Annotated in this window: 25 protein-coding genes and 1 pseudogene; 4 read left to right on the top strand and 22 right to left on the bottom strand. The window is 66.7% G+C overall.

What is annotated here, in order from left to right; translation table 11 throughout:
- The 7 genes and pseudogenes from B4M62_RS04695 to pgsA all read right to left on the bottom strand — a co-directional run.
- Positions 1–534 (bottom strand): annotated as a pseudogene (locus B4M62_RS04695) (DNA recombination/repair protein RecA); the annotation flags it as partial.
- 171 nt (positions 535–705) lie between these two features.
- Positions 706–900, bottom strand: coding sequence for a DUF3046 domain-containing protein (locus B4M62_RS04690; RefSeq protein WP_290705789.1), 195 nt, complete (start codon positions 898–900; stop codon positions 706–708).
- 10 nt (positions 901–910) lie between these two features.
- Positions 911–2,098 carry a glycosyltransferase gene (locus B4M62_RS04685; protein ID WP_290705787.1) on the bottom strand — a complete coding sequence of 396 codons (1,188 nt, stop codon included), beginning with the start codon at positions 2,096–2,098 and terminating at the stop codon, positions 911–913.
- A 7-nt stretch (positions 2,099–2,105) separates the two neighbouring features.
- On the bottom strand, positions 2,106–2,897 hold the full coding sequence (locus B4M62_RS04680; protein WP_290705785.1) for a PspA/IM30 family protein: 792 nt from the start codon (positions 2,895–2,897) through the stop codon (positions 2,106–2,108).
- An 86-nt stretch (positions 2,898–2,983) separates the two neighbouring features.
- The gene (locus B4M62_RS04675; RefSeq protein ID WP_290705783.1) at positions 2,984–3,292 is read right to left on the bottom strand and encodes a helix-turn-helix domain-containing protein; all 309 of its coding nucleotides are present in this window, start codon (positions 3,290–3,292) and stop codon (positions 2,984–2,986) included.
- Positions 3,292–3,531, bottom strand: coding sequence for a hypothetical protein (locus tag B4M62_RS04670; protein WP_290705781.1), 240 nt, complete (start codon positions 3,529–3,531; stop codon positions 3,292–3,294). Before B4M62_RS04670 ends, B4M62_RS04675 begins: the two co-directional genes overlap by 1 nt.
- The gene (gene pgsA / locus B4M62_RS04665; protein WP_290705779.1) at positions 3,524–4,156 is read right to left on the bottom strand and encodes a CDP-diacylglycerol--glycerol-3-phosphate 3-phosphatidyltransferase; all 633 of its coding nucleotides are present in this window, start codon (positions 4,154–4,156) and stop codon (positions 3,524–3,526) included. The genes B4M62_RS04670 and pgsA overlap by 8 nt, the downstream gene beginning before the upstream one ends.
- A gap of 85 nt (positions 4,157–4,241) precedes the next feature.
- On the opposite strand from pgsA, the gene B4M62_RS04660 reads away from it, so the two are divergent.
- Positions 4,242–4,793 carry an amino-acid N-acetyltransferase gene (locus B4M62_RS04660; RefSeq protein ID WP_290705777.1) on the top strand — a complete coding sequence of 184 codons (552 nt, stop codon included), beginning with the start codon at positions 4,242–4,244 and terminating at the stop codon, positions 4,791–4,793.
- Here B4M62_RS04660 and B4M62_RS04655 read toward each other — a convergent pair.
- From B4M62_RS04655 to thyX, 5 genes are all read right to left on the bottom strand, one after another.
- The gene (locus tag B4M62_RS04655; RefSeq protein ID WP_290705775.1) at positions 4,790–5,767 is read right to left on the bottom strand and encodes a TerC family protein; all 978 of its coding nucleotides are present in this window, start codon (positions 5,765–5,767) and stop codon (positions 4,790–4,792) included. The genes B4M62_RS04660 and B4M62_RS04655 overlap by 4 nt on opposite strands.
- A 187-nt stretch (positions 5,768–5,954) precedes the next feature.
- Positions 5,955–8,849 (bottom strand): DNA translocase FtsK, encoded by a 2,895-nt coding sequence (locus B4M62_RS04650; RefSeq protein ID WP_290705774.1) that lies wholly within the window; start codon positions 8,847–8,849, stop codon positions 5,955–5,957.
- Positions 8,850–9,004: 155 nt separating this feature from the next.
- A complete protein-coding gene (locus tag B4M62_RS04645) occupies positions 9,005–10,930 on the bottom strand; it encodes a ribonuclease J (RefSeq protein ID WP_290705772.1) in 1,926 nt (641 codons plus the stop codon).
- Complete coding sequence (gene dapA / locus B4M62_RS04640; protein ID WP_290705770.1) at positions 10,927–11,832, bottom strand: 4-hydroxy-tetrahydrodipicolinate synthase; 906 nt, start codon at positions 11,830–11,832, stop codon at positions 10,927–10,929. The genes B4M62_RS04645 and dapA overlap by 4 nt, the downstream gene beginning before the upstream one ends.
- 19 nt (positions 11,833–11,851) lie before the next feature.
- Positions 11,852–12,601, bottom strand: a complete 750-nt coding sequence (gene thyX, locus B4M62_RS04635) for an FAD-dependent thymidylate synthase (RefSeq protein WP_290705768.1) — start codon at positions 12,599–12,601, stop codon at positions 11,852–11,854.
- A 90-nt stretch (positions 12,602–12,691) separates the two neighbouring features.
- Here thyX and B4M62_RS04630 point away from each other — a divergent pair, with 90 nt between their 5' ends.
- The gene (locus B4M62_RS04630) at positions 12,692–13,468 is read left to right on the top strand and encodes a tyrosine-protein phosphatase (protein ID WP_290705766.1); all 777 of its coding nucleotides are present in this window, start codon (positions 12,692–12,694) and stop codon (positions 13,466–13,468) included.
- A 27-nt stretch (positions 13,469–13,495) separates the two neighbouring features.
- Here the strand turns inward: B4M62_RS04630 and B4M62_RS04625 are convergent, their stop codons facing one another.
- Positions 13,496–14,257, bottom strand: a complete 762-nt coding sequence (locus tag B4M62_RS04625; RefSeq protein WP_290705764.1) for an HAD-IIB family hydrolase — start codon at positions 14,255–14,257, stop codon at positions 13,496–13,498.
- A gap of 98 nt (positions 14,258–14,355) precedes the next feature.
- Entirely contained in the window at positions 14,356–14,937 is a 582-nt protein-coding gene (locus tag B4M62_RS04620; protein WP_290705762.1) for a hypothetical protein, read from the bottom strand.
- A gap of 89 nt (positions 14,938–15,026) precedes the next feature.
- Between B4M62_RS04620 and B4M62_RS04615 the strand changes: the two genes are divergently transcribed.
- The gene (locus tag B4M62_RS04615; RefSeq protein WP_290705760.1) at positions 15,027–15,545 is read left to right on the top strand and encodes a PadR family transcriptional regulator; all 519 of its coding nucleotides are present in this window, start codon (positions 15,027–15,029) and stop codon (positions 15,543–15,545) included.
- Here the strand turns inward: B4M62_RS04615 and B4M62_RS04610 are convergent.
- The 7 genes from B4M62_RS04610 to B4M62_RS04580 all read right to left on the bottom strand — a co-directional run bounded on the left by B4M62_RS04610 (position 15,535) and on the right by B4M62_RS04580 (position 20,902).
- The gene (locus tag B4M62_RS04610) at positions 15,535–16,035 is read right to left on the bottom strand and encodes a dihydrofolate reductase (protein ID WP_290705758.1); all 501 of its coding nucleotides are present in this window, start codon (positions 16,033–16,035) and stop codon (positions 15,535–15,537) included. The two genes, B4M62_RS04615 and B4M62_RS04610, sit on opposite strands and share 11 nt — an antisense overlap.
- A 17-nt stretch (positions 16,036–16,052) precedes the next feature.
- Positions 16,053–16,859: a thymidylate synthase gene (locus tag B4M62_RS04605; RefSeq protein WP_290705756.1), complete on the bottom strand. Its 807-nt coding sequence runs from the start codon at positions 16,857–16,859 to the stop codon at positions 16,053–16,055.
- 412 nt (positions 16,860–17,271) lie between these two features.
- Positions 17,272–17,448 (bottom strand): hypothetical protein, encoded by a 177-nt coding sequence (locus tag B4M62_RS04600; RefSeq protein WP_290705754.1) that lies wholly within the window; start codon positions 17,446–17,448, stop codon positions 17,272–17,274.
- A gap of 154 nt (positions 17,449–17,602) precedes the next feature.
- On the bottom strand, positions 17,603–18,058 hold the full coding sequence (locus B4M62_RS04595; protein ID WP_290705752.1) for a flavodoxin family protein: 456 nt from the start codon (positions 18,056–18,058) through the stop codon (positions 17,603–17,605).
- A 29-nt stretch (positions 18,059–18,087) separates the two neighbouring features.
- Positions 18,088–18,579 (bottom strand): hypothetical protein, encoded by a 492-nt coding sequence (locus B4M62_RS04590; RefSeq protein ID WP_290705750.1) that lies wholly within the window; start codon positions 18,577–18,579, stop codon positions 18,088–18,090.
- 9 nt (positions 18,580–18,588) lie between these two features.
- Entirely contained in the window at positions 18,589–19,344 is a 756-nt protein-coding gene (gene dapB, locus B4M62_RS04585) for a 4-hydroxy-tetrahydrodipicolinate reductase (protein ID WP_290705748.1), read from the bottom strand.
- Between the two features lie 58 nt (positions 19,345–19,402).
- A complete protein-coding gene (locus tag B4M62_RS04580; protein ID WP_290705746.1) occupies positions 19,403–20,902 on the bottom strand; it encodes an amidase in 1,500 nt (499 codons plus the stop codon).
- Positions 20,903–20,969: 67 nt separating this feature from the next.
- Between B4M62_RS04580 and B4M62_RS04575 the strand changes: the two genes are divergently transcribed.
- The gene (locus B4M62_RS04575; RefSeq protein WP_290705744.1) at positions 20,970–23,021 is read left to right on the top strand and encodes a neutral/alkaline non-lysosomal ceramidase N-terminal domain-containing protein; all 2,052 of its coding nucleotides are present in this window, start codon (positions 20,970–20,972) and stop codon (positions 23,019–23,021) included.
- A 144-nt stretch (positions 23,022–23,165) separates the two neighbouring features.
- Here the strand turns inward: B4M62_RS04575 and B4M62_RS04570 are convergent, their stop codons facing one another.
- Positions 23,166–24,350, bottom strand: coding sequence for an NAD(P)/FAD-dependent oxidoreductase (locus B4M62_RS04570; RefSeq protein WP_290705742.1), 1,185 nt, complete (start codon positions 24,348–24,350; stop codon positions 23,166–23,168).
- Positions 24,351–24,355: the final 5 nt, after the last annotated feature.

The following is a 24,355-nucleotide window of genomic DNA, read 5'->3' as shown; positions in this document are numbered from 1 at the left end:
GCGCAGCGCCTGGCTCATCAAACGAGCCTGCAGGCCGACGTGACTGTCGCCCATCTCTCCCTCGATCTCCGCGCGCGGAACCAGCGCCGCCACCGAGTCGATGACCAAGATGTCCAGCGCGCCCGACCGGATCAACATGTCGGCAATCTCCAATGCCTGTTCCCCGGTATCGGGCTGCGATACCAGCAGCGCATCGGTGTCGACACCGAGCTTGGCCGCATAGTCCGGGTCAAGTGCGTGCTCCGCATCGATGAAGGCCGCAATGCCGCCCAACGCCTGCGCATTGGCCACCGCGTGCAGGGCCACGGTCGTCTTGCCCGACGACTCCGGACCGTAGATCTCGACAACGCGGCCCCGCGGCAGCCCGCCGATCCCCAGCGCAATGTCGAGTGCGACCGAACCGGTCGGGATGATCTCGATGGGCTGTCGGGCCTCCTCGCCCAGCCGCATGACCGAGCCCTTGCCATAGTTCTTGTCGATCTGGGCCAGAGCCAGGTCGAGCGCCTTCTCACGATCTTGCGAAGCGGCGGCCATGATGTCTCCTTGCGTGCGCGGTGGTCTTGTTCGGTTCTGCGTGCGTCACGGTATCGGTGGGGTCTGACAGACCCGCAACTACTTGGACGCGCTGTGATCGGTATTCGGTTCCATCCAGAGACTACACAGACTTCGAACGTCTGTTCGCCACCGACACGCGCGCGGCGTGTCTCACCACCGATTACGCGGGACATCGAAATCACGACATAGGGCGCGCCACACGTCGCGGGGGTCAGCGCCCTCGTCAATGGCCTGAGCCGCCGTTCGGCCCCCCAGGTCGGTTAGAACGTGGTCGATCAGCATCGACGCGGCGGCCTGTTCACCGAACTGCTCGTTCACGAGTTCGGCGAAGTCGGTCAAGCGCATACCGCCGACCCTACGACAGCCCATCGGCGACTGCGCGCTCCACCACCGCGACGGGGTCGACGATGGCGGCGCCCGATGCCGCGACGGCGCGCGCAGCGGCCCTGAAATCCGGCTCGCCCAGTACCCGCCGCACGGCGGCGGCGATCACGTCCGGATCAGGTGTTCGCACCGTCAACCCGGCGCCCAGCCGCGAAACACGAGCCGCCAACTCCGGCTGATCCCCGCCACCGGGCAGCATCACCACCGGCACTCCGGCACCCAGCGCCTTGGCCAGCATCCCGTGACCGGCGCCACAAATCAGCGCTGACGCCTCCGCGAGCACGGCGTCCTGCCGTCCGGTACCGGTCACGAGCTTGGCGATCCGGGCACCCGCCCCGGCGCGGCACTCGTGCGCCGATGGCATCCCGAGCCCGGAAAGAACGACGCGCGCGGACAGCCCGAGCACATCGGTGCCCAGCGCCCGCAGTGCGGCATCGACGAGACCGTCCCGGCCAATCACCGCCGTCGACGGTGCAACCATGACGAGGGGGTCTGCGGACGGCGGCACGTCGAACAGCTGCTGCGTCGGCTCCCACAGGAGCGGGCCGACGATGTGCGCGTCGGCCGGCCAATCGGGACGGCGCACCTCCAGCGCGGGCCACGTGGCGATCAGTCGGGCGGCCGGGTGTTCGGGCGCCGTCAGGCCGATCGATGCGCGTGCCCGCACACGCTGCTGTCTGCCCGTCGCGATGGCTCGGGCGCTCATCGCGCGGAGCAGTCGGTCACGCAGCCGCCCGCCGGTGCCGTGCCCGGCGGCCAGGCCCATGCCGATCGGTGGGAGACCGCACGACTGCTCGTAGAGGGGATGCGGGGAGAGCTCGATCCACGGCAGGCCGACCAGGTCGGCGGCCCACGCCCCCGCGCGGGTGATGACATCGCTGATCACCACGTCGTAGCTGCCGCGCAAGTCGGGCGCCAAACGCACAGCCATCCGCGCCGCGCGGGTACTCAGCTTGGCGCCGGCGTCGGAGTCGTCGTCGCCCACCGCGGCGGCCAGCCCGGCCAGTTCGGCGATCGATGCCCGGCCCAGCTCGACATCCGACCAGCGCACACCGGTGTAGACCGTCGCATCATGCCCAGCGTCGGTGAACTGCTGCGCCAACGCGAAGGCTGGGAAAGCGTGGCCGGCCTCGTCGCCGGCCACGAGGGCCACCCGCATGCGCGGACTACTCCTGCGCGGGCTTCGCCTGGGTCTTCTTCTCCAGCGACGGCGACGTCGCTGAGCCGCCCGTCGGGAGTTGGTCCATGCTGGCCCTGATCTGCTCGAGACGGGCATGGCCGGCGAGTTTGGTACTCGACGCCTCGACCTCGGCCATCCGGCCGGCCACCGAGTTGCGCGCGAGTTCGGCCGAACCCAGCGCGTTGGCGTACCGCTGCTCGATCTTCTCGCGCACCTGGTCGAGGTTCGGGGTGTTGCCCGGAACCGTCAACTCACTCATTTGCTGCAGCGAGGCGCTAACCTGCTCCTGCATCTTCGCCTGCTCCAGTTGGGTGAGCAACTTGGAGCGCTCGGCGAGCTTCTGCTGCAGCATCATGGCGTTGCGCTCGACGGCGGTTTTCGCTTCGGCGGCCGAGTGCAGCGACTGATCGTGCAGGGTCTTGAGGTCCTCCACCGATTGTTCGGCGGTGACCAGCTGCGCGGCGAACGCTTCGGCGGCATTGGTGTACTCGGTGGCCTTGGCGGCGTCGCCGGCGGCGGTCGCCTGGCCGGAAAGAGTCAGCGCCTGGCGCACATTGGACTGCAGCCGCTCGACATCCTCGAGTTGACGGTTCAGTTTCATTTCCAACTGGCGCTGGTTGCCGATGACGGCCGCGGCCTGCTGCGAGAGCGCCTGGTGCTGACGCTGGGCGTCCTCGATCGCCTGCTGGATCTGAATCTTGGGATCGGCCCTATCGTCGATCGTGGCGTTACCCCAAGCCCTCATGTAGTTCCACAGTTTCACCAACGGATTGGCCATCGTTTCGTACTCTTTCGTGTCGAAGTATGCGCTGCACCGCGGTCGGTTCGCGAACGCGAGTGTGTCAAATCTAACGTGCTCGGCGCCTATGCGGCAGCGAGGCGGCCCGAATGCCCGCAGGGCGGTGCCGCCACCGCGACCGGACCGGGCGCACCGGCACGCAACGCGGTACCGGCGTCGACAAGCAGATCCGCCAATTCGATGTCGAGGGCGTCGCAAATAGCGGCGAGCAACTCGCTCGATGCCTCTTTCTGCCCGCGTTCCACCTCGGACAGGTAGCCGAGGGAGACTCTGGCGGCCGTGGAGATTTCCCGCAGGGTTCGACGCTGCTCGGTTCGCGCCTGACGCAGGCCGACGCCTAGTGCCTCCCGCAAGAGCACGCTTTGCTCCGCCATCACGCCTCCTTCATCGCGCAGTCCGCGCGCACCGTCGTCAACAATTCCACCGGCGCCCGCTTTGCCGAGGTTAGTCGAATTTCCTGCCGGTTGCCGCGCAGGTGCCGTCCGGCAACACCAGCGGGTGAAACACCCCGGTCGGCGCAGGCATTCCGCGTGGCGGCAACCGCCTGGGCGCGCTCGCACAGTACGCCGACGTGGTCTGGTACCACGGCGCCCCGGACCGGCGGGTCAATCATCTACCGAATCCGCTGCGGCGCGCCGCAGCGCGAGCGCCTGATAGACGTATTCGACTCCGGTAACCACGGTCACGACGAGCGCCGCGCCCATCACGATGTGCGCGGCCCATTCCCACGGATGCGGGAGCGGGAGCAGGTACACGCCGATCGCGATCGCCTGCAGCAGCGTCTTCAGCTTGCCGCCTCGACTGGCCGGGATGACACCGTGCCGCAGCACCCAGAACCGCAGCAGCGTGACGCCGAGCTCGCGCGCGATGATGACCGCGGTCACCCACCAGGGCAGGATACCCAGGATGGACAGCCCGATCAGCGCGGCCCCGATGAGCGCCTTGTCGGCAATCGGGTCGGCGATCTTGCCGAAATCGGTGACCAGTCCGTACTTGCGTGCGAGCCGTCCGTCAACCTGATCGGTAACCGCTGCCGCGACGAACACGACGAAGGCGGCCCACCGCCACCATGCCGACTGCCCGTCGTCAACGAAGAGTATTGCGACGAAAACGGGAACCAGCAGCAAGCGCAGGACCGTCAGATAGTTGGCGATATTCCATGCCGACGGCTGGCGCTGCACCGACGCCCGAGCCACGTCCGAGCCGCCCTGCTCGATCGCCGGAGCGCCCTCGCTCATTTCCACCGCCTCAGCCTAGCCGGACCGACTGGGATCGGAGTGCCCGGGCAAAGACATGGGTGCGGCGGCGCTACGCTTCTCACCCATGACGGCACAATCTGCTTCCGCTCCGGTGATCCGCCGCGCCCGGACGTCCGATGTGCCGCGTATCAAGGAACTGATCGACGTCTACTCGGGCAAAATTCTCCTCGCGAAGAACCTCGTAACGCTGTACGAAGCGGTCCAAGAGTTCTGGGTGGCTCAACTCCCCGACGCAGAAGGCGGTGCCGTAGTCGGCTGCGGCGCGCTGCACGTCTTGTGGGCCGACCTCGGCGAAGTTCGCACCGTTGCGGTCGACCCGGCGTATTCCGGCCGTGGCCTCGGCCACCTGATCGTCGCGCGACTGCTGGCACAGGCTCGGCTCCTCGAACTGCATCGAGTATTCGTGCTGACGTTCGAGACCGAGTTCTTCGGCCGGCACGGATTCGCCGAGATCGAGGGCACCCCGGTTACCCGTGAGGTCTACGACGAGATGTGCCGCTCCTACGACACCGGCGTCGCAGAGTTCCTCGACCTCTCGTACGTCAAACCGAACACCCTGGGCAATACGCGCATGCTCGCGGTCCTCGACCGACACCACGACCTGCCGCCGGCCTAGCCGTGCGTCGCGCGGCGTTTTGTGCGCGACGAGTGAACCAGGCTCACGACCGTCGTGACCACCAGCGTCGCACCGATCACCACCAGCGACAGCCCGGTGGACACCGCGGGGACCGGAACGCCTTGTCCACCGTTGATGAAGCCCAGAGAGTTCTCGTGCAAGGCGTGCAGGATGAGTTTGACCCCGATGAACGCCAGGATGAACGACAACCCGTAGGACAGAAAGACCAGTCGATCCAGGAGTCCGCCGATCAGGAAGAAGAGCTGCCGCAGCCCCATCAACGCAAATGCATTCGCGGCGAAGACCAGATAGGGCTCCTGGGTCAGGCCGAAGATCGCGGGGATTGAATCGAACGCGAAAAGCAGATCGGTGAAGCCGATGACGATCAGGACGAGTAGCAGTGGCGTCGCCATCCGCCGCCCGTCGACGCGCGAGAGCAGCTTGTCCCCGTCGTAGTTCTCCGTCGTGCGCAGATGCCGCTTGGCGAACCGCTCGATGCGACCTTCTTTGGCCGGCTCGTCGCCGCCCCGGAGCATGTTGACGGCGGTGAGAACGAGGATCACCCCGAACAGGTAGAAGACCCAGCTGTACCGCGCAATGGCCGCCGCGCCCACCGCGATGAACGCACCGCGCATCACGAGCGCCATCACGATCCCGAGCAGCAGAACCTTCTGCTGATAGATCCGCGGAACGGCGAACTTGGCCATGATGACGACGAACACGAACAGGTTGTCGACCGACAGGGCCTTCTCGGTGACATAGCCGGCGAAGAACTCGCCGGCGAAGCCGCCGCCCCAGCGCCACCACACGAAAAGTCCGAAGACGACGGAAATAGCGATGTACACGGCCGACCAGAAGCCCGATTCGCGCAGCGTCGGCTCATGTGGCACCCGCACGTGGGCGAAGAAGTCAAAAACGAATAGGCCGAGGATCACCGCACAGGTGAGTCCCCAGGTGAGTAGCGAAACGTCCACGGATTACACCCTCCAGCGCGCAACACAAGGAAGCGATGCTGGAGGTCTCTCCCATCCGCAGGTCTGCGGACCGGCGTCCCGGGCGTCGCGGGGCCGGTGCATTCGGTGCACGTCCCGCGGCGCCGTACTGACGAGAGCGCCGTCGTAGGGGATACTCCCCTCCCGATCGTGTGCCCAGTCTACCTGTTCACTCCGCGCCGGCCACACCGCCATTGATGGACGCGATGACCCCGGCCAGGTCGTCGGGCTTCACCAGGACCTCCCGCGCCTTCGATCCCTCGGACGGCCCGACGATTCCGCGCGTCTCCATGAGGTCCATCAGTCGCCCGGCCTTGGCGAATCCGACGCGCAGCTTTCGCTGCAACATCGACGTGGACCCGAACTGACTGCTGACGACGAGTTCGATTGCCTGAAGCAAGTCATCGAGGTCGCCACCGATGTCGGCGTCGATTTCCTTCTTGTCGCCGGCCTTCGCCTCGGTGATCCCGTCGATGAACTCCGGTTGCGCCTGCTCCTTGGTGAACTCGACGACGGCGCTGATCTCCTCGTCGGTGATGTACGCGCCCTGCAGGCGGATGGGCCTGCTGGCCCCCATGGGAAGGAAGAGTCCGTCGCCCATACCGATGAGCTTCTCGGCGCCCGGCTGATCGAGGATGACGCGCGAGTCAGTCAGTGACGACGTGGCGAAGGCCAGTCGGGACGGAACATTCGTCTTGATCAGCCCGGTGACCACGTCGACCGATGGCCGCTGAGTGGCCAACACCAGATGGATGCCGGCCGCGCGCGCCTTCTGCGTGATGCGCACGATGGCGTCTTCGACGTCGCGCGGGGCCGTCATCATCAGGTCGGCCAGCTCGTCGACGATGGCAACGATGTACGGGTATGGCTTGTAGACGCGTTCGCTGCCCGGCGGCGTCGCGATCTCCCCGGAGCGCACCTTGGCGTTGAAGTCGTCGATGTGGCGCACCCGGCTGGCCTTCATGTCCTGGTAGCGCTGCTCCATCTCCTCGACCAGCCAGGCGAGCGCGGCCGCTGCCTTCTTCGGGTTGATGATGATCTCGGTCAACAGGTGCGGAATGCCCTCGTAGGGCGTCAGTTCGACCATCTTCGGATCGATCAGGATCAGCCGGACGTCCTCGGGGGTCGACCGAGCGAGCAGGGACACCAGCATGGAGTTGACAAAGCTGGATTTACCCGATCCCGTGGATCCGGCGACCAGTAGGTGCGGCATCTTCGCCAGATCCGCGGTGACGAAGTTCCCTTCGATGTCCTTGCCCAGGCCGATGACCAGTGGATGCTTGTCCTTGCGGGTACTAGGGGCTTTGAGAACATCGGCGAGACGCACCATTTCCCGGTCGGCGTTGGGCACCTCGATCCCGACCGCGGACTTGCCCGGGATCGGGGCGAGCAGACGGACATTGTCGGTGGCCGCGGCATAGGCGATGTTGCGCTGCAGGGCAGTGATCTTCTCCACCTTCACGCCCGGACCGAGTTCGACCTCGTAGCGTGTCACGGTCGGGCCCCGGGTGTAGCCGGTCACCGCCGCGTCGATCTTGAACTGCTCCAGCACGCTGGTGATCCGTTCGATCATCTCGTCGTTGGCACGACTGCCCCGCTTGGGCGGATCCCCGTCGATGAGCAGCTTGGCCGGGGGCAGCCGGTAGGCGCGGGTACGCAGCCCCGGGGCTGTCGGGGCCGGGCGTGTCGGCGCCGCGGACGGCGGGTCTGGTATCGGCCCGATGGGTGCGGTCACCTCGTCACCGATCGGCATCGTGGTCTGATTGGCCAAGTCGAGGTCGTCGAGCGATCCGGATCGCAGCGCCGTCCTCGCGGCGGGCCGCGGCGCATCGTCGGGCGGATAATTGTCATGCGGCGTCGGAACCCGGCGGGGGGCGCGCGACGACTGCGGCACGGAGTCGTACCCGTCATCGGCGTCGTCGACTACCTCGTCGTCCCAGGGCGCCGGGACTGCGACGGGCACCTCGGCGTTGTACCGCCCGCCCGCGTATTCGTCGCCATAGCCGGCATTGTCATAGCCGACAGCGTCATAGCCGGCAGCGTCATAGCCGGCAGCGTCGTAGTCGGCAGCGTCATAGTCGTCGGCAGAGTCGTACGCCACGTCGTCATAGTCACCGTCGGCATAGTCACCGTCGGCGAAGTCCTGCGCATCGACGACGCCGTATCGCCCGACGCCGGTCCCCAGACCCAGGTAGCCGCGCGCCCCGTCGACGATCTCGCGCGCGGATCGCCGGCTGACCATCACCGCACCGCAGAGACCGATGAGCACCAGTAGCGGAATCGCGAACCAAACCGTAATCCCACTGGTCAGCGGTGTACCGGCGGCGAAGCCGAAGAAGCCGCCCGCACGGCCGCGGCCGTCGAGATCGGCCGGCTGACCGGCAATCAGATGAATCAGGCCGAGGATCGAGAGCGAGACCAGCAACATCCCGACGGCGATGCGGGGCCGGCGCACCGGTTCGGCCGGGTGGCGCATGACGGCCATTGCCACGACGAACAACAGGACCGGCGCGGCGAATGCCCCGATACCTACCGCCGCCCGTACCAGTGCGTCGATGAACGGCCCGACCGGCTCCGCCGCCCGAAACCACACAAAGGCGACCAGCGCGGCCGCCGCGACCAGCAGGATCAGCGCGAGCGAGTCGCGGCGCCGGTCGGGCTCGGCGGCCGGCCGCTCGCCGTAGACATCGGTCTCGTCGATAATGGTCGCTTCGTATTCACTGCCGATTCGCGCCACCGAGCCGACACCGCGTGCCGCGAGGCCCCATACCGAGGCGATGCCGTGGCCGACGCGAGCGCCGGCGGTCGGGCGGTGTAGGTCGGCCGACGCGTTAGAGACGCGACCATTCGCCGCTGGTTTGCGCCCGCCACGCCCGGCGTTCGCTCCCGTCGAGTTCCGGGCTCCGGCCCCACGACCAGCGGTGGACCGTGCATTCTTCGGCGAAGACTTCGGCTGTGAAGTCTTCGTCCGCGTGGACCCGGAACGGGTGGACTGAGGTTTTCCGGACGCGCCGCGGGGAGCGGTCGAGCGCGCAGCAGACCGCTGAGGTGCCTTCGAAGCCATGGGAAGAAGCTTATCGTCGGCCGTCACTGTAGTCACACACGCCACACGGTTTACAGGGTCGGTGTGTCAGATTTGTGACTTACGCCGATACGGTCGGAGGTGCAAGCCAACACCGTGACCCGCGATTGGCGTCGGCGCTGCGCGCAATGCCCGGACTACACTTCGAGAACCGTCGGCACGATCATCGGGCGACGACGGTAGGTCTCGGCGACCCAGCGGCCCACCACCCGGCGAATCGTCTGAGCCACCGCATGGGCGTCGCTGATACCCTCCGCCGACAGCACATCGAGAGCACCGTTGACGACCTCGGCCGCCGCCTTGAGCGCATTCGGATCGTCCGAGAAACCTCGACCGGACACCTCGGGCACCGACACCGGCCTGCCGGTGCCCGCGTCGACGGCGACGGTGATGGCGATGAATCCACCCTCCCCCAGCACCAGGCGCTCCGACAACGTCGACTCCCCGACGTCGCCCACCGATAGCCCGTCGACGTAAACATGCCCGACGGGCACCCGGCCGACAATGCTGGCCAACCCGTCGACCAGGTCTACGACCACGCCGTCCTCGGCCAACACGATCCGCTCGGGATCGACACCGGTCGCCTCCGCCAGCGCGGCATTGGCACGCAGGTGCCGCCATTCGCCGTGCACCGGCATCACGTTGGTCGGCCGCACCGCGTTGTAGAGGTAGAGCAACTCGCCGGCCGACGCGTGGCCGGAAACATGCACCTTGGCGCTCTGCTGCGTGACGACCTTGGCCCCGCGCCGCACCAACCCGTTGACCACGGCGAAGACCGAGTTCTCATTGCCCGGGATGAGCGATGACGCCAGCACGACGAGGTCGTTCTCCCGGATGTTGATCTGCCGGTGCTCGCCGCGGGCCATCCGCGACAGCGCCGACAGCGGCTCGCCCTGCGACCCGGTGGAAATGAGCACGAGGCGGTTGTCGGGCAGGGACGCCGCGGTGTCCAGATCAACGACGAGGCCGTCGGGCACCGACAAGTATCCAAGATCCTGGGCGATCTGCATGTTGCGGACCATCGACCGGCCGACGAAGGCCACCCGGCGGTCGTGGGCGTGTGCCACATCCACGATCTGCTGGATTCGATGCACATGGCTGGCGAACGATGCCACGATGACCCGCTGGCGCGCCCGTCCGATCACCTGGTCGAGCACGACCCCGATCTCGCGCTCGGGAGTCACAAAGCCGGGAACCTCCGCGTTGGTCGAGTCGACGAGGAAGAGGTCGACACCGTCGTCGCCGAGCCGGCTGAAGCCGGCGAGGTCGGTCAGCCGCCCATCGAGCGGCAGCTGATCGAGCTTGATGTCGCCGGTGTGCAGGACAACACCAGCCGGTGTGCGTATCGCCACGGCGATCGCGTCGGGGATCGAATGGTTGACCGCGAAGTACTCGCATTCGAAGTCACCGTGCCTGGTGCGCTGACCTTCGACCACCTCGATGAGCCTCGGGCGCTGCCGGTGCTCGCGGCACTTCGCCTCGACCAGGGCCAGGGTGAACCGCGATCCGACCACGGGGATGTCGCCGCGCAGACGCAACAGGAACGGCAGCGCGCCGATGTGGTCCTCGTGCCCGTGGGTGAGGATGATCGCGGCGACGTCGTCGATCCGGTCCTCGATGTAGTGGAAGTCGGGCAGGATCAGGTCCACGCCGGGCTGCGCGTCTTCGGGGAACAACACTCCGCAGTCGACGATGAGCAGTTGGCCATCGTATTCGAAGACCGTCATGTTGCGGCCGATCTCGCCGATGCCACCCAGGGCCACCACGCGCAGTCCGCCGCGCGGCAGCTTCGGCGGCAGGCCGAGCCGGTCGACGGGCAGCGCTACCGCGCTCGATGCTCCCGCGGGTCGGCCGGGCTTTCGCTTCTTGCGCTTGGACTTCCGCGGTCCGGCCGGATCAGCCTGGACCTCGGTGCGCGATGCATCGGCTTCAGGCACTGCCACCGGGATCTCGATCGGTTCGGTGGCCGCGACCGGGGTCCGCGCATCGCGCGTCGCCTCGGCCGGCGGGCCCGCCTGACGAGTGGCGCTGCGACGTCGCCGGCTCCGGGGTTGATCGGTCATGCGAGCACCCCCGCTTCCCGCAGGTCGACTAGGAGCGCTTCGATCTGCGGACCATCGGCCGGAACCTGGGGCAGCCGCGGATCACCGACGTCCAGCCCCTGGATCCGCAGGGCCGCCTTAACCATGGTGACGCCGCCGAGGCGCGTCATCGCACGGTAGAGCGGCACCATCGACAGGTTGAGGTCGCGGGCCTTGTCCAGATCCCCGTTGCCGACGGCGATGTGCAGATCGCGAAGCCGGCCCGGCACCAGATGCCCGATCACGCTGACGCAGCCGACCGCACCCACGGCGAACCACGGCAGATTCACGCCGTCGTCGCCCGAGTAGTAGTCCAGCCCTGTCTCGGCGATCATGGCCGCACCGGCCGCGAGGTCGCCTTTGGCATCCTTGACCGCGACGATGTTCGGGTGTTCGGCGAGTTTGCGCATCGTGTCGTCGGCGATGGGGACGATCGAGCGCGGCGGAATGTCATAGACCATCACCGGCAGATCGGTACTGTCGGCAACAGCGGTGAAGTGAGCCAGCAACCCCGACTGCGGCGGCTTCGAGTAGTACGGCGTGACGACGAGGAGACCGTGTGCCCCCGCCTTCTGCGCGTCCCGGGCGAATACCACGCTCTCGGCGGTGTCATAGGTCCCGACGCCAGCTGTGATCCGGACCCGGTCGCCCACCGCGTCGCGCACGGCGGCGAGCACTTCGAGCTTCTCGGACGGCTGCGTCGTCGGCGACTCCCCCGTCGTACCGGCCAGGACCAGGCTGTCGACACCCTTGTCGGCGAGGTGACCGGCCAACTCCGCGGCCTTGTCGAGGTCCAGGGAACCGTCGGGGGCAAACGGGGTCACCATGGCAACGCCGATCGTGCCGAAGGCACGCTCGGAATTCGGATTCTCACCTGCACTCATAACGGATAAGGCTACCCGCTCACCCTTCCAGAACGTACGGCGAGGTCGCCACCTCGGTGCCGTCGGGAAGTGCCGAAACCTCGAAGTCTCCAAACACTGTCGGGGCCACTCGGGCCAGTTGCCGCAAACACTCGACGGCGAGCTCGCGGATCTCGACGTCGGCATGCTCGGTGGCACGCATCCCGATGAAGTGGCGCCACGCCCGATAGTTGCCGGTGACGACGATCTTCGTCTCCGTCGCATTCGGCAGCACCGACCGTGCCGCCTGCCTGGCCTGCTTGCGGCGCAGAATGGCGTTGGGCACGTCGGAGAACTTCGCCTCCAACCGGGTGAGAAGCTGGGTGTAGGCCGCCCGACTCGCATCGGTCGCCGCGGTGAACAGCCCTTCCAGCTCGACATCGCCGCGGATCGCCGGCGGTGGCACGACGCTGGCATCGTGCTCCGGGACGAATCGCTGCGACAATTGGGAGTACGAGAAATGCCGATGCCGGATCAACTCGTGCGTGCAGGACCGGGAGATCCCGGTGATGTAAAACGTCACCGTCGCATGCTCGAAGAGCGAGGTGTGTCCGACCTCCAACACATGGCGCAGGTACCCGGCGTTCGTGGCGGTCCGGGGGTTGGGTTTGTCCCAGCTCTCGTAGCAGGCGCGCCCAGCAAACTCGATGAGCGCCTCGCCCCCGTCGGCGTCGGTGGTCCACGGCACGTCGGGTGTGGCGAACTGGGTCGCTGCGACGAGTTGGACGTTGAGCGGGACAAGCTCGGACACGGCGGTTCGCTGCTTTCGGTCGGCCGACTGTGATCGGGTGTCGCGGGTCGCCCACCAGAGTATCCCGCTGCCTTCGGCTATCGTCTGAACATGTCGCCGCACCTTCGCCGCCTGTCCGTTTCGCTCATCGCCGTGACCTTGGCGGGCACGGGACTAGTCGCGCCGACTGCGTCGGCCGCCCCGGCGGTCAAAGCCGATCCACGGCTCATCGTTCTCGACGGCACGGATAACACGCGCACCTTCGCGACCTATCGGACCACCGACGGATACTCGCTGAACCTGCGGGTCATCCGCAGCGACAATCTGTCGGAATTGACCCGCGGCGATGAGCAGAAACTGGCCCGACGCGACGTGGCGACCGTCGTCGACCTACGCACCGCGGTGGAGCGCCAACTCCAGCCCGACCGCCCGGTGCCGCACGCCCGGCACTACGACGAAGACATCTTCGGCGACCACCTTGCCGAGGCCGTCAACCTCGACTCGGCTTATGCCTTCTTCGTGACCGATCCCGGCGCTCGGGCCGGGTTCGCCCGCACCCTGCGCCTGGTCTCCGCGACGCTCGGGCAGGGCCGCGCCGCGCTGTTCCACTGCTCGGCGGGCAAAGACCGCACCGGGTGGGCCGCGGCGATGCTGTTGACCATCGCCGGGGTCGACCGCGCAACGGTTGAGCGCGACTATCTGGCCTCGAACTTCTTCCGGCACACCACGCCCGCCGATCCCCTCCAAGGCGTGCGCCTGTCGTGGCTGCGAACCTCGTTCGACACCGCGAACCGGCGGTTCGGCAGCTTCGACGGGTATCTGCGCGCGGGGTTACACCTTTCCGACGCGGAGATCACAACCCTGCGCCAGCGACTGCGGATCGCCTGACGACGGCGCGGCCCGCCGTATCCGCGGTCAGTCCAGCAGCGCACCGAGTCGGGCTGCGGTGTCCTCGTGGCCGTGGACCGCGATCGCGTCGATGCCGAGGTCGGCGACCGGACGGTCGTTCCCACCCTCATCGAGGCGGTCCCCGAAGAACAAAATGTCCTCGGTCGTCAAACCGAGGATCTCCATGAGACGCCGCGCACCATAGGCCTTGTCGATGCCCTTGCGAGTGATGTCGACCGACGTCGAGCCGCCGCTGCGGACCTCGAGGTCGGGCAGGCGCTCGGCGGCATAGGCGCGCAACGACTCCTTCTTTCGCCCGTCGGGGTCCCAGGCCGACTTCGCGTCCACCGGCGCCTGCTGGCCCAGTGCGCTGAACGTCACCTGGCTGCCCCGGTCCTCCAGGATCGGGCCCCAGGTCTTCGACTCCCAGAGGCCGAGTTCGCGGGCGCCCTCCTCGACGACGCGCAACGCTCGCTGCGTCTGATCGCCGGTGAGATCCTCCTTGTAGACGGTCTCCCAATCACCATCACTGAACCGCAGGTACTGGGTGCCACACGTCGGCATGAGATGGAGGTCGGCCAGCCCGTCGAAGACGCCGATGCGGCCGAGGACCTGGTTGCGAAACTGAGTCTCGTTGCCACCGGAGATGATGCAGACCGACGCCTCACCGAGCAGCCGGCGCATCAGGTCGACCATGTCATCGGTCAACGGGCTCTTCGACGCGGCTAGCGTGTCGTCAAGGTCGAACATCACCAGGGAGTAGGACTTTCCGTCCGCCGAAACCGCCACATCGATCCTTGTCAGCGCAGGCGGCGGGCCCATCCCGCCGCGAATTCGGGGTCTACTCTGTCATTTTCCGGCCGGTCGGGCCAAACGACGCGCGACGATCACGTGGTTGGTTGCGCCGCACCATCGGTGTCCCCGGCGCCGGCGGCTCGGCTCTTGTACCAATTGGTGAAGCTGATGGGGGCGATGAACCCGAGCACTTGTGCGATGGCGTCATAGGTGTCGCCCACCCCCTGGCGGTAGATCACCCACACGGCGATCGCTGTCAATGTGAAAGCCAATGCCCATGCCCCGGTGATCACCCGGTTGATCCGACGAAACTTGTCCGAGCCCCAATACTGTTGCGGCACTTCGCGTTTTGCTATCCCCTCGGTGAACGGCCGGCCAATGAGCAGCGACCCCCAAGCGGTGAGCGCCAGCCATCCGAATGCCAATGCGCTGTCGTACTCGTGGAAGGTCGAATTGCTGGTCACGAAGCCGACAACTGCGACGATGACGAAGAACACGACGGCGCTGATCTCGAGGAGCTGGGCGTCGGGGGCGATTCCACGACGGCGGTCGTCGAGGATCAGGCCCAGGCCCGTCACCACCGCGGCGACCGCGGCCCAACGCCAGGACGTGTCGCTGATCCCCGCGATCACGGCGTAAACAATCCATGGTGCAAAACCGCGGAGAATAGTCATGGCCGCTCCTCGTTCGATATTCCAGTTGTGACAGGTCGAGGCTAGAATCTATCGAGTCGGCCTGTCAACGATGAAGTCGGGTGAAGTGGATGAGTCTGCGAAACGCGCTACTCGGGCTGCTCGACGACGATGAACCCGCGAGCGGCTACGAGCTGATGAAGGTGTTTGATTCGTCGCTGGCCAACGTTTGGCCGGCGACCCAGAGCCAGGTCTATACCGAACTCAACCGCCTGGCCCTCGACGGGCTGATCACCGTGTCGGCCACCGGGCCGCGCGGGCGCAAGGACTACGCCATCACCCCCGCCGGGAAGCAAGCGCTTCGGGACTGGCTCGGTTCGACCCCATCGCACCGGCCGCACCGATCCGGCCTGCTGCTACGCGTCTTCTTCCTCGACTCGATCCCCGACGACCAGGCACGCGACCTGTTTGTCGACCACCGTGAGCAGGTGCGGGCGCAGCGCGATCGCCTTCGCGAGATCGGAATCGCGATCACCGACGGCACCGACGTGATCTCCACCCATGGCCGGATCGCCCTGGAATTCGGGCTGCGCAAGGCCGAAATGGAGATGGCCTGGGCCGACTGGGCGCTCGATCAGCTCAAGCGATAGCGCGCCGATAGTTGACGAACCGGTATCGGACGCCGGTAGTCGAGGTGAGTCGATCCCCCACGTAGACGGCCTCCCACTCATCGCCGATCTCGGGTGCGAAGGCGTCCGCGGCGGGCACGTCGACCTCGATCTCGGTGACCCGCAGGTCGGTGGCGCGACCGATCATCGCGCGATAGACCTCGGCGCCGCCAATGACCGACACCGGCTCCGGCCCGGCCAGGACGAGCGCCTCGTCGACGGTGCGCGCCCGCATCGCCCCGTCGGCCGACCAGTCGTCGCTTCGGGTGATGACGATGTTGGTCCGACCAGGTAGCGGCCGAAATCTCGCCGGCAGCGAGTCCCAGGTCTTGCGGCCCATAATCACCGGGTAGCCGATGGTCAACTCTTTGAACCGCGCCATGTCCTCGGGCACGCGCCAGGGGATCGTGTTGTCGCGCCCGATGGCCCCACCGCGCCCCTGGGCCCAGACGAGCTGGACACGGGTGGGCACGGCGACCCAACCCAGACTCACACCGCCACCGGCGCCTTGATCGCCGGATGCGACCGGTAATCGTGCACCACGACGTCGCCGAACTCATAGGAATCGATCGAATCCCGATGCCGCAGTTCAAGTTTCGGGTATGCGAATGGCTCCCGCGACAGTTGCTCGGCGACCTGGACCACGTGGTTGTCGTAGATGTGACAGTCTCCGCCGGTCCAAATGAAATCGCCTACGCCGAGTCCGGCCTGCTGGGCCATCATGTGCGTGAGCAATGCGTAGGAGGCAATATTGAAGGGCACACCGAGGAACAGGTCGGCACTGCGCTGGTACAGCTGGCAGCTCAGCTTGCCGTCGGCCACATAGAACTGGAAGAAGGCGTGGCACGGCGGCAGCGCCATCTGCGGGATCTCACCGACATTCCATGCTGAGACGATGTTGCGCCGCGAATCGGGGTTGGTCTTGAGTATCTCAATGGCACCGGCGATCTGGTCGACATGACCGCCTGCCGGCGTCGGCCAGGAGCGCCACTGGACGCCGTAGACGGGTCCGAGGTCACCGTTGGCATCCGCCCATTCATCCCAGATCGTGACACCCTGCTCCTGCAGCCAGCGCACGTTGGAGTCGCCGCGCAGGAACCAGAGAAGTTCGTAAACGATTGACTTGAGGTGGACCTTCTTGGTCGTGATGAGCGGAAATCCCTGGCTCAGGTCGTAGCGCAACTGCTGACCGAATACGCTGCGCGTCCCGGTCCCGGTGCGATCTGCTTTGGGCGTGCCGACGTCCATGACATGACGGAGCAGGTCCTCATACGGCGTGGGGATGGGAGCGCTCATGCGATCGAGTTTAGCCAACGCACGCCCGGCCTCCCCGACATCTGTCAATGGTCGGCGCCGCGGGGGAACCGGACCCTCGGGAGGCACACCACTTCCTGATTCCAGGGTTCCGTGGGGATCGGCACCGGCGGCGAAGGTCACCGCGTCGTCACCCGGGTACCGCGGAGCGGCTGGCGCCGGCCGCTGACCGTCACGGTGACTGCCACTGAAACCGCCAGGCCTATCGCCGCGGTCAGAATCCCCCGATATCGGCGCCCGAAGTTGCCTCATTGTCCCCACCTCGCAGCTGTCAGCGCTGCTACTGGAGCGCGCAGGTGGACGAGGTGCTGACTGCGGGAGGCCCATCAAGTCATCGAGCTGCGGCCGCCGATCGGGCGAGCCGCCCTACCCCACAAGCGAAGACGAACAGACGTTACTTCATCAACCGCGCGGCAACGGGCGCCCCGCGCGCGGCAGCGCTGATCGGATCGTCGAAAAACACCGGCGCGATGTGGTTGATGCCGACGGACTGCTCGGCGTGGACGAGCTTGCGGCCGGTCCGCGCGGGCGGAATCCCGATGTAGCTGTGCAGCCTGACGAGTTCTGTCATGTAATAGATCGACTGGTATTCCATGTTCAGCGACGAGAAGCTGCGGTATCCGAATCAGCCGAACAAGCGCCGTCGGACGCTATGGCATCGTCGTACTCGCGCACCGAGAACTCAACGTGACTCATCCGCGCCAACGCATCGCACCTCCCAGACATCACTCAGCCATCAGCCCGGCGGCCACGGTGGCCCCGAGGTCCCAACACGCCGCCAGCACCGCCTTGTCCGGCTTGTTCGACGCGATGACGTGCTCTGCGGCCTTCTCCCAGCCGAGCCCGGCGGTGATCCGGTCCACGGCGTTCTCCGCGCCTTCGGTGCCCTCGTTTCCATGGAGGTACAGCCCAAACGGACGACCCCGCGTCGAGTCGAGGATCTGGTAGTAGGAGGTGTCAAAGGCGTGTTTGAGGGCACCTGAAATCGAGCCCAGGTTCGCCGGGGTACCGAGCACATACCCATCTGCGTCGAGGAAGTCGCTCGTCGACACAGACAGGGCTGCGCGGCGCACCACCTCCACGCCCTCGATCTCGGGATCGGTCGCGCCGGACACCACGGCCTCGAACATCGCCTGGCAGTGCGGCGAGGGGGTGTGGTGCACGATCAGCAGCTGTTTCACGGCGACTCCTAGATTCCGTTCGCCGCGTGCTACCCGGCTGGACTCGTCAGCACCGCCCGGTACTGCGCGACCGCGGACTTCATCATCTGGCGGGCTCGAGTCCGATCGCCGGCATAATCGTAAGCCCGTGCGATCCGGTAGGTGTTGCACCAGTCGTCGGGATCGGCCTCCCACTCGGTGCGCACCTGGTCGAACAACCCGTCGGCCGCGTCGCGTTCAATCCGCCCCGACGCCCGGCGCGGTAGGTCAGACACGTCGAGATCACGCCCGGCGGCCACGGCGGCTGCCGCGACTCGCTGATGCCACCACCCTGCCGAGAGCGTCGCATAGATCATCCAGACGCCGAGAACGGGCAGGATCAGCACTCCCACACCCACCCCGACACCGGCCGGCGTGCCCGCGGCGATCAGCTGGAAGCCGCGCCAGCCGAGGATGGCCATGTACATGATCAAGCCGATCACGAGGAAGCCGATCATCAACAATGTCGGCAGAGAGCTGCGCTTGGCGGCCTCGGTGCTCATCAAGCCTGCCTACGACAGATTCATGAATGCATCGAGCCCGACGGTGAGGCCGGGATGGCTGCCCACCTCCCGCACGCCCAGCAACACGCCGGGGACGAACGAGGTCCGGTCCATCGAATCGTGCCGGATCGTCAGCGTCTCGCCCTGGGTGCCGAACAGGACCTCCTGATGCGCGACCAACCCGGCCAGCCGCACCGAATGGACGTGGACATCGCCGACGAGGGCGCCGCGCGCACCGTCGAGTCCGGTGGACGTGGCGTCGGGCATGGGCGCCAGCCCGGCCTCGGCACGAGCCTGTGCGACGAGTTCTGCCGTGCGGCCGGCCGTACCCGATGGCGCATCGGCCTTCTGCGGGTGGTGCAACTCGATGACTTCGGCCGAGGTGAAGAATCGTGCCGCCTGCTGCGCGAAGTGCATCGACAGGATCGCTCCGATCGCGAAATTGGGAGCGATCAGCACTCCGACGCCGGGCTGGGCGCCGACCCACTCCCGCACCTGCGCGAGACGTTCGGCAGTGAAGCCGGTGGTTCCGACGACTGCGTGAATCCCGTTGTCCACCAGGTACTTCAGGTTGTCCATCACAACGTCGGGGTGGGTGAAGTCAACGACGACCCGGGTGCCCGAGTCCACAAACGCCGACAGCGCGTCGCCTTTGTCCACCCCGACGGTGAACTCGGTATCCGCGGCGTCGGCTACCCCGGCGACGATGGCCTGCCCCACTTTGCCGCTGCTGCCGAGTACCCCGACGCGAATCTTGTTCGCCACCCTCACATCTCCTTCTCGTCGTCACCGGTCGCCGTCAGTCTAGTGACCCCGACGCGGCCTAGGACGCCAGGTGGTGGCGCGGCTCGGCGGGGAACCGCTGTACCCACGGCCGCGCCTCCTCCAACTGGGCGGCCAGTTGGAGGAGGCCGCCGTCGGATCCGAGGGTGCCGTTGAACTGAACGCCCAGCGGCAGTCCGCCGCTGGTCCAGTACACCGGGACGTTGATGGCCGGTCGGCCGGTCATGTTCGCCAGTTGGGTGTACGGCACCCACCCAAGGTTCTCTTCGATCATCTGATCGATCACACCCGTGCGCACCAACGCCTTACCGGCATGGACGCGGTGGACGACGCGTGCGGCGATCTGCAGTGGCGCAGGGGTATCGAGCGCACCGATCTTGATCGGCGCTTGCGCCAGTGTCGGGGTGAGGAAGAAGTCGTAGTCGGCGTAGAAGCGCTCCATCGCGTGCGTGTAGGCGTGCACCTGCGACAGCGCCTGCATGAGGGCGCCAACGCCGTTGGCCCGACCGATCTCGGCGACGGCCAACGTGTCCGGCTCGAAGTCACTGTCCTTGGCGCCGGTTTGCTTCTTGAGCTCGGTGACCTGACCCTCAAGCTGGGCGAACCAGATGGTCAGGAAGGTCTCGGCGAGTGCCTTGTCGTCATAGGGCGGCGCGACCTCCTCGACGCGGTGACCAAGTTCCTCGAGCAACTCGGCCGTAGACTGGACCGCCTTGATCGCATCTGGCTCCGCCCGCCCGGTGATCGCCGAGTGTGCCGAAAAGCCGATTTTGAGTTTGCGCGGCTTCTTCTTGATGGTGTCGGAGAACTTCCGGGTCGGCAGCGCCGCCTGGTAGTCAGCGAAGCGGTTGCGGCCAATGATGGCGTCGAAGAGCGCTGCGCTGTCGCGCACGGTGCGAGTGACCACTCCGTCGGTGGCCATACCGAACATCGACTCGCCTCGCTGCGGACCGTAGGGGCCCAGTCCGCGACTCGGCTTCAGCCCGACCAGTCCGTTACATCCCGCCGGAATTCGAATCGACCCACCGCCGTCGTTGGCCCCCGCCGCTGGCACGACGCCGGCAGCTACGGCCGAGGCTGACCCTCCCGACGAACCGCCGGGGGTGCGCGAGGTATCCCACGGGTTGCGGCACGGACCCCACAGCGTCGACTCGGTGATTCCCTTGGAACCCAGTTCCGGGGTGTTCGTCTTGCCGAAGATCACCAGCCCGGCGTCAAGGAAGCGGTCGGTGATCAGCGCGTTCTCGGTGGCGACTAGGTTTCGCCGAGCCCGCGAGCCCGCCGTCGTCGGGTAGCCCTTGTACTCCTGGTGCAGATCCTTGATGAGGAAGGGCACTCCGGCAAACGGTCCGGTCAGTTCCCCGGCGGCCTGCTCGTCGGCTTCCTTGTCAACGTCGATCACAATGGCATTGATTTTGCCGTTGACCTGCTGGGCGCGCTTGCGGGCCAGCGCCAACAGCTCTTTGGCAGTAACCTCCTTGGCCGCCACCAGCTCGGCCAGACCGGTGGCGTCATAGCTCATGTACTCGTCCAGATTCATGTTCCCGAGCCTAACCGGCTAGCCTTCCACGGGAAGCTTTCTGCACCGATCACCTTCTGGAGGTTCCATGGTCGACGTCTCACGTCGCCGCTTTCTGCAGGCATCCGCTGCCAGCGCCGTCGGCGTCGGGCTGGCCGGCGCCACGAGCAGCGCGGTCGGGGCGGTCGGTAGCGCCGCGGCGTCGCCAGCGGGATATCTCGTCGGCGCGGGCAAGGGCGACCTGACCGGCGCCATCGCCGGCCAGGGGATGATGGGCTATTCCGACATGGACCAGGTCGCCAACGGGCTACTGCAGCGAACCTGGGCGCGGGCGTTCATCATCGCGGATGCGGCGACCGGCAGCCGTGTCTTGTTCATCACCGCCGATCTGGCCTGCGTATTCACCTCACACCACTCCATCCTGCTCGCCGAGCTGGCCAAGCGATATGGCAACACCTATAACCTGAACAACGTCAATATCAATGCGACGCACAACCACAACTCGTGCGGCGGGACGTCCTGGGACTACGCGTACTTGCTGGCCGCGAAAGGGCACCGCCACAATTCTCTCGCCGCCGAGATGGCCGGGTTGCTCGACGCAGTGGCACAAGCCCACAACAGCCTGGCGCCGGGGACGGTCGAACTCGGCCACACCGAGTTGCACAATGCCAGCGCCAACCGCTCACAGCCCGCCTTCGACCTCAATCCCCGCACCGACAGACGTCACTTCCCCGAGAAGATCGATCCCCAGGTGACTGCCCTACTGCTGCGACAGGGCGATCGGGTCATCGGCGAGATTACCTGGTTCGCCACGCACGGCACCTCGCTCACCGACGCGAACTTCCTCATCTCCTCGGACAACAAGGGCTATGCGGCGTATCTCGCCGAGCAGCGCCGGCCGGGTGTGATCAGCGCGCACGCGCAGACGAACGCCGGCGATATGACACCCAACCTATGGTTGCGCAAGATGCATCCCGGTGGTCCGACCGGCAGCAACCGAACCAACCGGATCGTCATCGGACAACGCCAGGACCGGGCCGGTCAGACCGCCCTGGGATCGGCCCGGCCCATGACCCGTGGCGGCGTCGACACGTCGGCCCGCTATGTGAATCTCGCCGACGTCGCCATCAGCGCCGACTTCACCCCGCACGGCCGACCCGCCCGCACCTCGCCGGCCATGATGGGGGCCGCCGCGGCTGCCACCAGCCAGGAGGACAACACCCGCAGCCAACTCGGATTCCTCAACGAAGGGGTCCGCAACGAATTCGCCATGGCGCTGGGCGCGGGCGCCACCCCGACACCGGAGCCCTGGATCGTCGACAACCAGGCCCCCAAAGCCATCTTGTTTCCCCTCGGTATCTTGCCGCCACGCCCCTGGATCGAGCAGACGCTGCCAATCCAATTGATCCGGATCGGCGACCTGGTACTGGCCGCGGTCCCCGCCGAGGCCACGATCGTCGCGGGTCTCCGCATCCGCCGGGTGGTCGCCGACGCGCTCCACGTTCCCCTGAACAACGTTCTGCTGCAGGGATATTCGAACGGCTACAGCCAGTACGTCACCACTCCAGAGGAGTATGTGGCCCAGCAGTACGAGGGCGGTGAAACGATGTTCGGGCGCTGGACCCTGTGCGCCTACATGCAGGAATTCCACCGCATGGCCGGTGCGATGTCGCGCGGCGCCCGACTCAGCAGCGGCCCGCGGCCGGCCGACAACTCCGGCCTCCAGCCCGATCTGCTCGGCACCCAGCCCGCCGACACCCCGATGCCGGGTCATCGGTTCGGCGACGTTGTCTCCGCACCCAAGGCCCGGGTCCGGGGCGGCGACACCGTCCACGCGGCCTTCTGCGGCGCCTACCCCACCAACCGAATCCGGCGTGGCCGCCAGACCAAGGGCTATTTTGCCGTCGAAAGGCGCACCCCCAACGGTTGGGCAGTGACCTATGACGACGACCACGAATCCACCGAACTGTCCTGGGAGCGCCCCGGCGGCAGTGCCTCGGCGTCGAAGGTCACCATCACCTGGCGAGTACCCGCCGGCGCCAACGGCGCCTACCGGATCCGCTACTACGGCGACGTGAAGGCGCCATCTGGATCGCTGCGCGAATTCACCGGAACCACCGCGCCAATCGTCGTGGATTAGCCGGTTTCGACGACCTGAAAGCAGTGCTGGCCACCGCCCGCACGCCGACCTACGCCAGACTCGTCTCTCGCGTCGCCCAGTTCGACAGCGACTGGGAACTCATCGAGGCGCCGCTCGACGGTTATGAGCCCAACCGCTGACGGTTCACAGGTCCGCGAGTTCGACGGCCGGGTCGGCCAGTCGTGCGGGATCGACCCTTCGCTGCGACTCGATGAGGGCGGCGATTTCGTCGCCCTGATCCCACACGTTGACGTTCATCCCGGCCCGCACGACACCGTCGGACAGCCAGAACGCGAGGTACTCGAGGTCGGCCACGCTCCCCCGGACGACGAGCTGGTCGTCGCCGGCGGCGTAGCCGCGGTACTCCATACCGAACTCGTATTGATCGGTGTAGAAGTACGGCAGTCGGGTGTACGCCTGCTCGATACCAAGCAGGTTGGCCACCGCGACGGCGGGCTGGTTGAGCGCGTTGGCCCAATGCTCGACCCGGATTCGGCCGAATATCGGGTGATCGTGGTTGGCGATGTCCCCGACCGCAACGATGTCGCGATCGCTGGTGTGCAGCCCGGCGTCGACGTCGATGCCGTTGCTGACCGCCAGCCCGGCGTCGCGGGCCAGTTCCACGTTGGGCTCCGCACCGATTCCGACGAGGACGGCGTCCGCGGTCAACCGCTCGCCACCGGCAATGGTGACCGATCCGTTCCCGACCGACTCGACTGCGGTTCCCAACCGCAGGTCGACGCCGTGGCTGCGGTGCAACTCGGCGATGACGGCGCCTTGCTCGGTTCCGAGTACCTTCTCGAGCGGGACTGCGGCCGGTTCGACCACGGTGACCTCGCTGCCGAGAGTCAGTGCCGCCGCCGCCGCCTCCAACCCGATCCACCCGGCCCCGACGATCAGCACTGAGTGACCGCGGCCCAACCGCTGATGGAGTGCCTCTGAGTCGTCGAGGGTACGAAGGTACGCGACATCGGGATCGCCGGGGAATCGGCGGGCCCGTGACCCGGTGGCGAGCACGATCTTGTCATAGGCGACCGATGTGCCGTCGGACAGTCGGACCTGCTTGGCGTCGCGATCGATGCGCTGCGCCGTCACGCCGGTGCGCAGGGTCACGTTGTGCTCGCCGTACCAGTCCTCATCGAAAACAAAGACCGAGTCGCGCTCGGCCGATCCGTTCAGGTACCCCTTCGAGAGCGGCGGGCGCTCATAAGGCAGGTGGGCTTCGGCGCCGACCAGGACGACTGTCCCGTCAAAGCCCCGCTCCCGCAAGGCTTCGGCGGCCTTCGCGCCGGCCAGTCCGCCGCCGATGATCACTGTTGACGCGGCCATACCCT

This window comes from Gordonia sp. UBA5067, from assembly GCF_002414845.1.
In the GTDB taxonomy this organism is placed as follows: Bacteria; Actinomycetota; Actinomycetes; order Mycobacteriales; family Mycobacteriaceae; genus Gordonia; species Gordonia defluvii.
Note: the sequence above shows the minus strand (reverse complement) of the source record. Positions and strands in the feature narration are given on the sequence as shown.

Bases quoted from the DNA above. Each gene is read 5' to 3' on its own strand.
- B4M62_RS04690 (WP_290705789.1), bottom strand. From the start codon at position 900: ATGCGCTTGACCGACTTCGCCGAACTCGTGAACGAGCAGTTCGGTGAA.
- B4M62_RS04685 (WP_290705787.1), bottom strand. From the start codon at position 2,098: ATGCGGGTGGCCCTCGTGGCCGGCGACGAGGCCGGCCACGCTTTCCCA.
- B4M62_RS04680 (WP_290705785.1), bottom strand. From the start codon at position 2,897: ATGGCCAATCCGTTGGTGAAACTGTGGAACTACATGAGGGCTTGGGGT.
- B4M62_RS04675 (WP_290705783.1), bottom strand. From the start codon at position 3,292: ATGGCGGAGCAAAGCGTGCTCTTGCGGGAGGCACTAGGCGTCGGCCTG.
- B4M62_RS04670 (WP_290705781.1), bottom strand. From the start codon at position 3,531: ATGATTGACCCGCCGGTCCGGGGCGCCGTGGTACCAGACCACGTCGGC.
- pgsA (WP_290705779.1), bottom strand. From the start codon at position 4,156: ATGAGCGAGGGCGCTCCGGCGATCGAGCAGGGCGGCTCGGACGTGGCT.
- B4M62_RS04660 (WP_290705777.1), top strand. From the start codon at position 4,242: ATGACGGCACAATCTGCTTCCGCTCCGGTGATCCGCCGCGCCCGGACG.
- B4M62_RS04650 (WP_290705774.1), bottom strand. From the start codon at position 8,849: ATGGCTTCGAAGGCACCTCAGCGGTCTGCTGCGCGCTCGACCGCTCCC.
- B4M62_RS04645 (WP_290705772.1), bottom strand. From the start codon at position 10,930: ATGACCGATCAACCCCGGAGCCGGCGACGTCGCAGCGCCACTCGTCAG.
- dapA (WP_290705770.1), bottom strand. From the start codon at position 11,832: ATGAGTGCAGGTGAGAATCCGAATTCCGAGCGTGCCTTCGGCACGATC.
- B4M62_RS04630 (WP_290705766.1), top strand. From the start codon at position 12,692: ATGTCGCCGCACCTTCGCCGCCTGTCCGTTTCGCTCATCGCCGTGACC.
- B4M62_RS04620 (WP_290705762.1), bottom strand. From the start codon at position 14,937: ATGACTATTCTCCGCGGTTTTGCACCATGGATTGTTTACGCCGTGATC.
- B4M62_RS04615 (WP_290705760.1), top strand. From the start codon at position 15,027: ATGAGTCTGCGAAACGCGCTACTCGGGCTGCTCGACGACGATGAACCC.
- B4M62_RS04605 (WP_290705756.1), bottom strand. From the start codon at position 16,859: ATGAGCGCTCCCATCCCCACGCCGTATGAGGACCTGCTCCGTCATGTC.
- B4M62_RS04600 (WP_290705754.1), bottom strand. From the start codon at position 17,448: ATGACAGAACTCGTCAGGCTGCACAGCTACATCGGGATTCCGCCCGCG.
- B4M62_RS04590 (WP_290705750.1), bottom strand. From the start codon at position 18,579: ATGAGCACCGAGGCCGCCAAGCGCAGCTCTCTGCCGACATTGTTGATG.
- B4M62_RS04580 (WP_290705746.1), bottom strand. From the start codon at position 20,902: ATGAATCTGGACGAGTACATGAGCTATGACGCCACCGGTCTGGCCGAG.
- B4M62_RS04575 (WP_290705744.1), top strand. From the start codon at position 20,970: ATGGTCGACGTCTCACGTCGCCGCTTTCTGCAGGCATCCGCTGCCAGC.
- B4M62_RS04570 (WP_290705742.1), bottom strand. From the start codon at position 24,350: ATGGCCGCGTCAACAGTGATCATCGGCGGCGGACTGGCCGGCGCGAAG.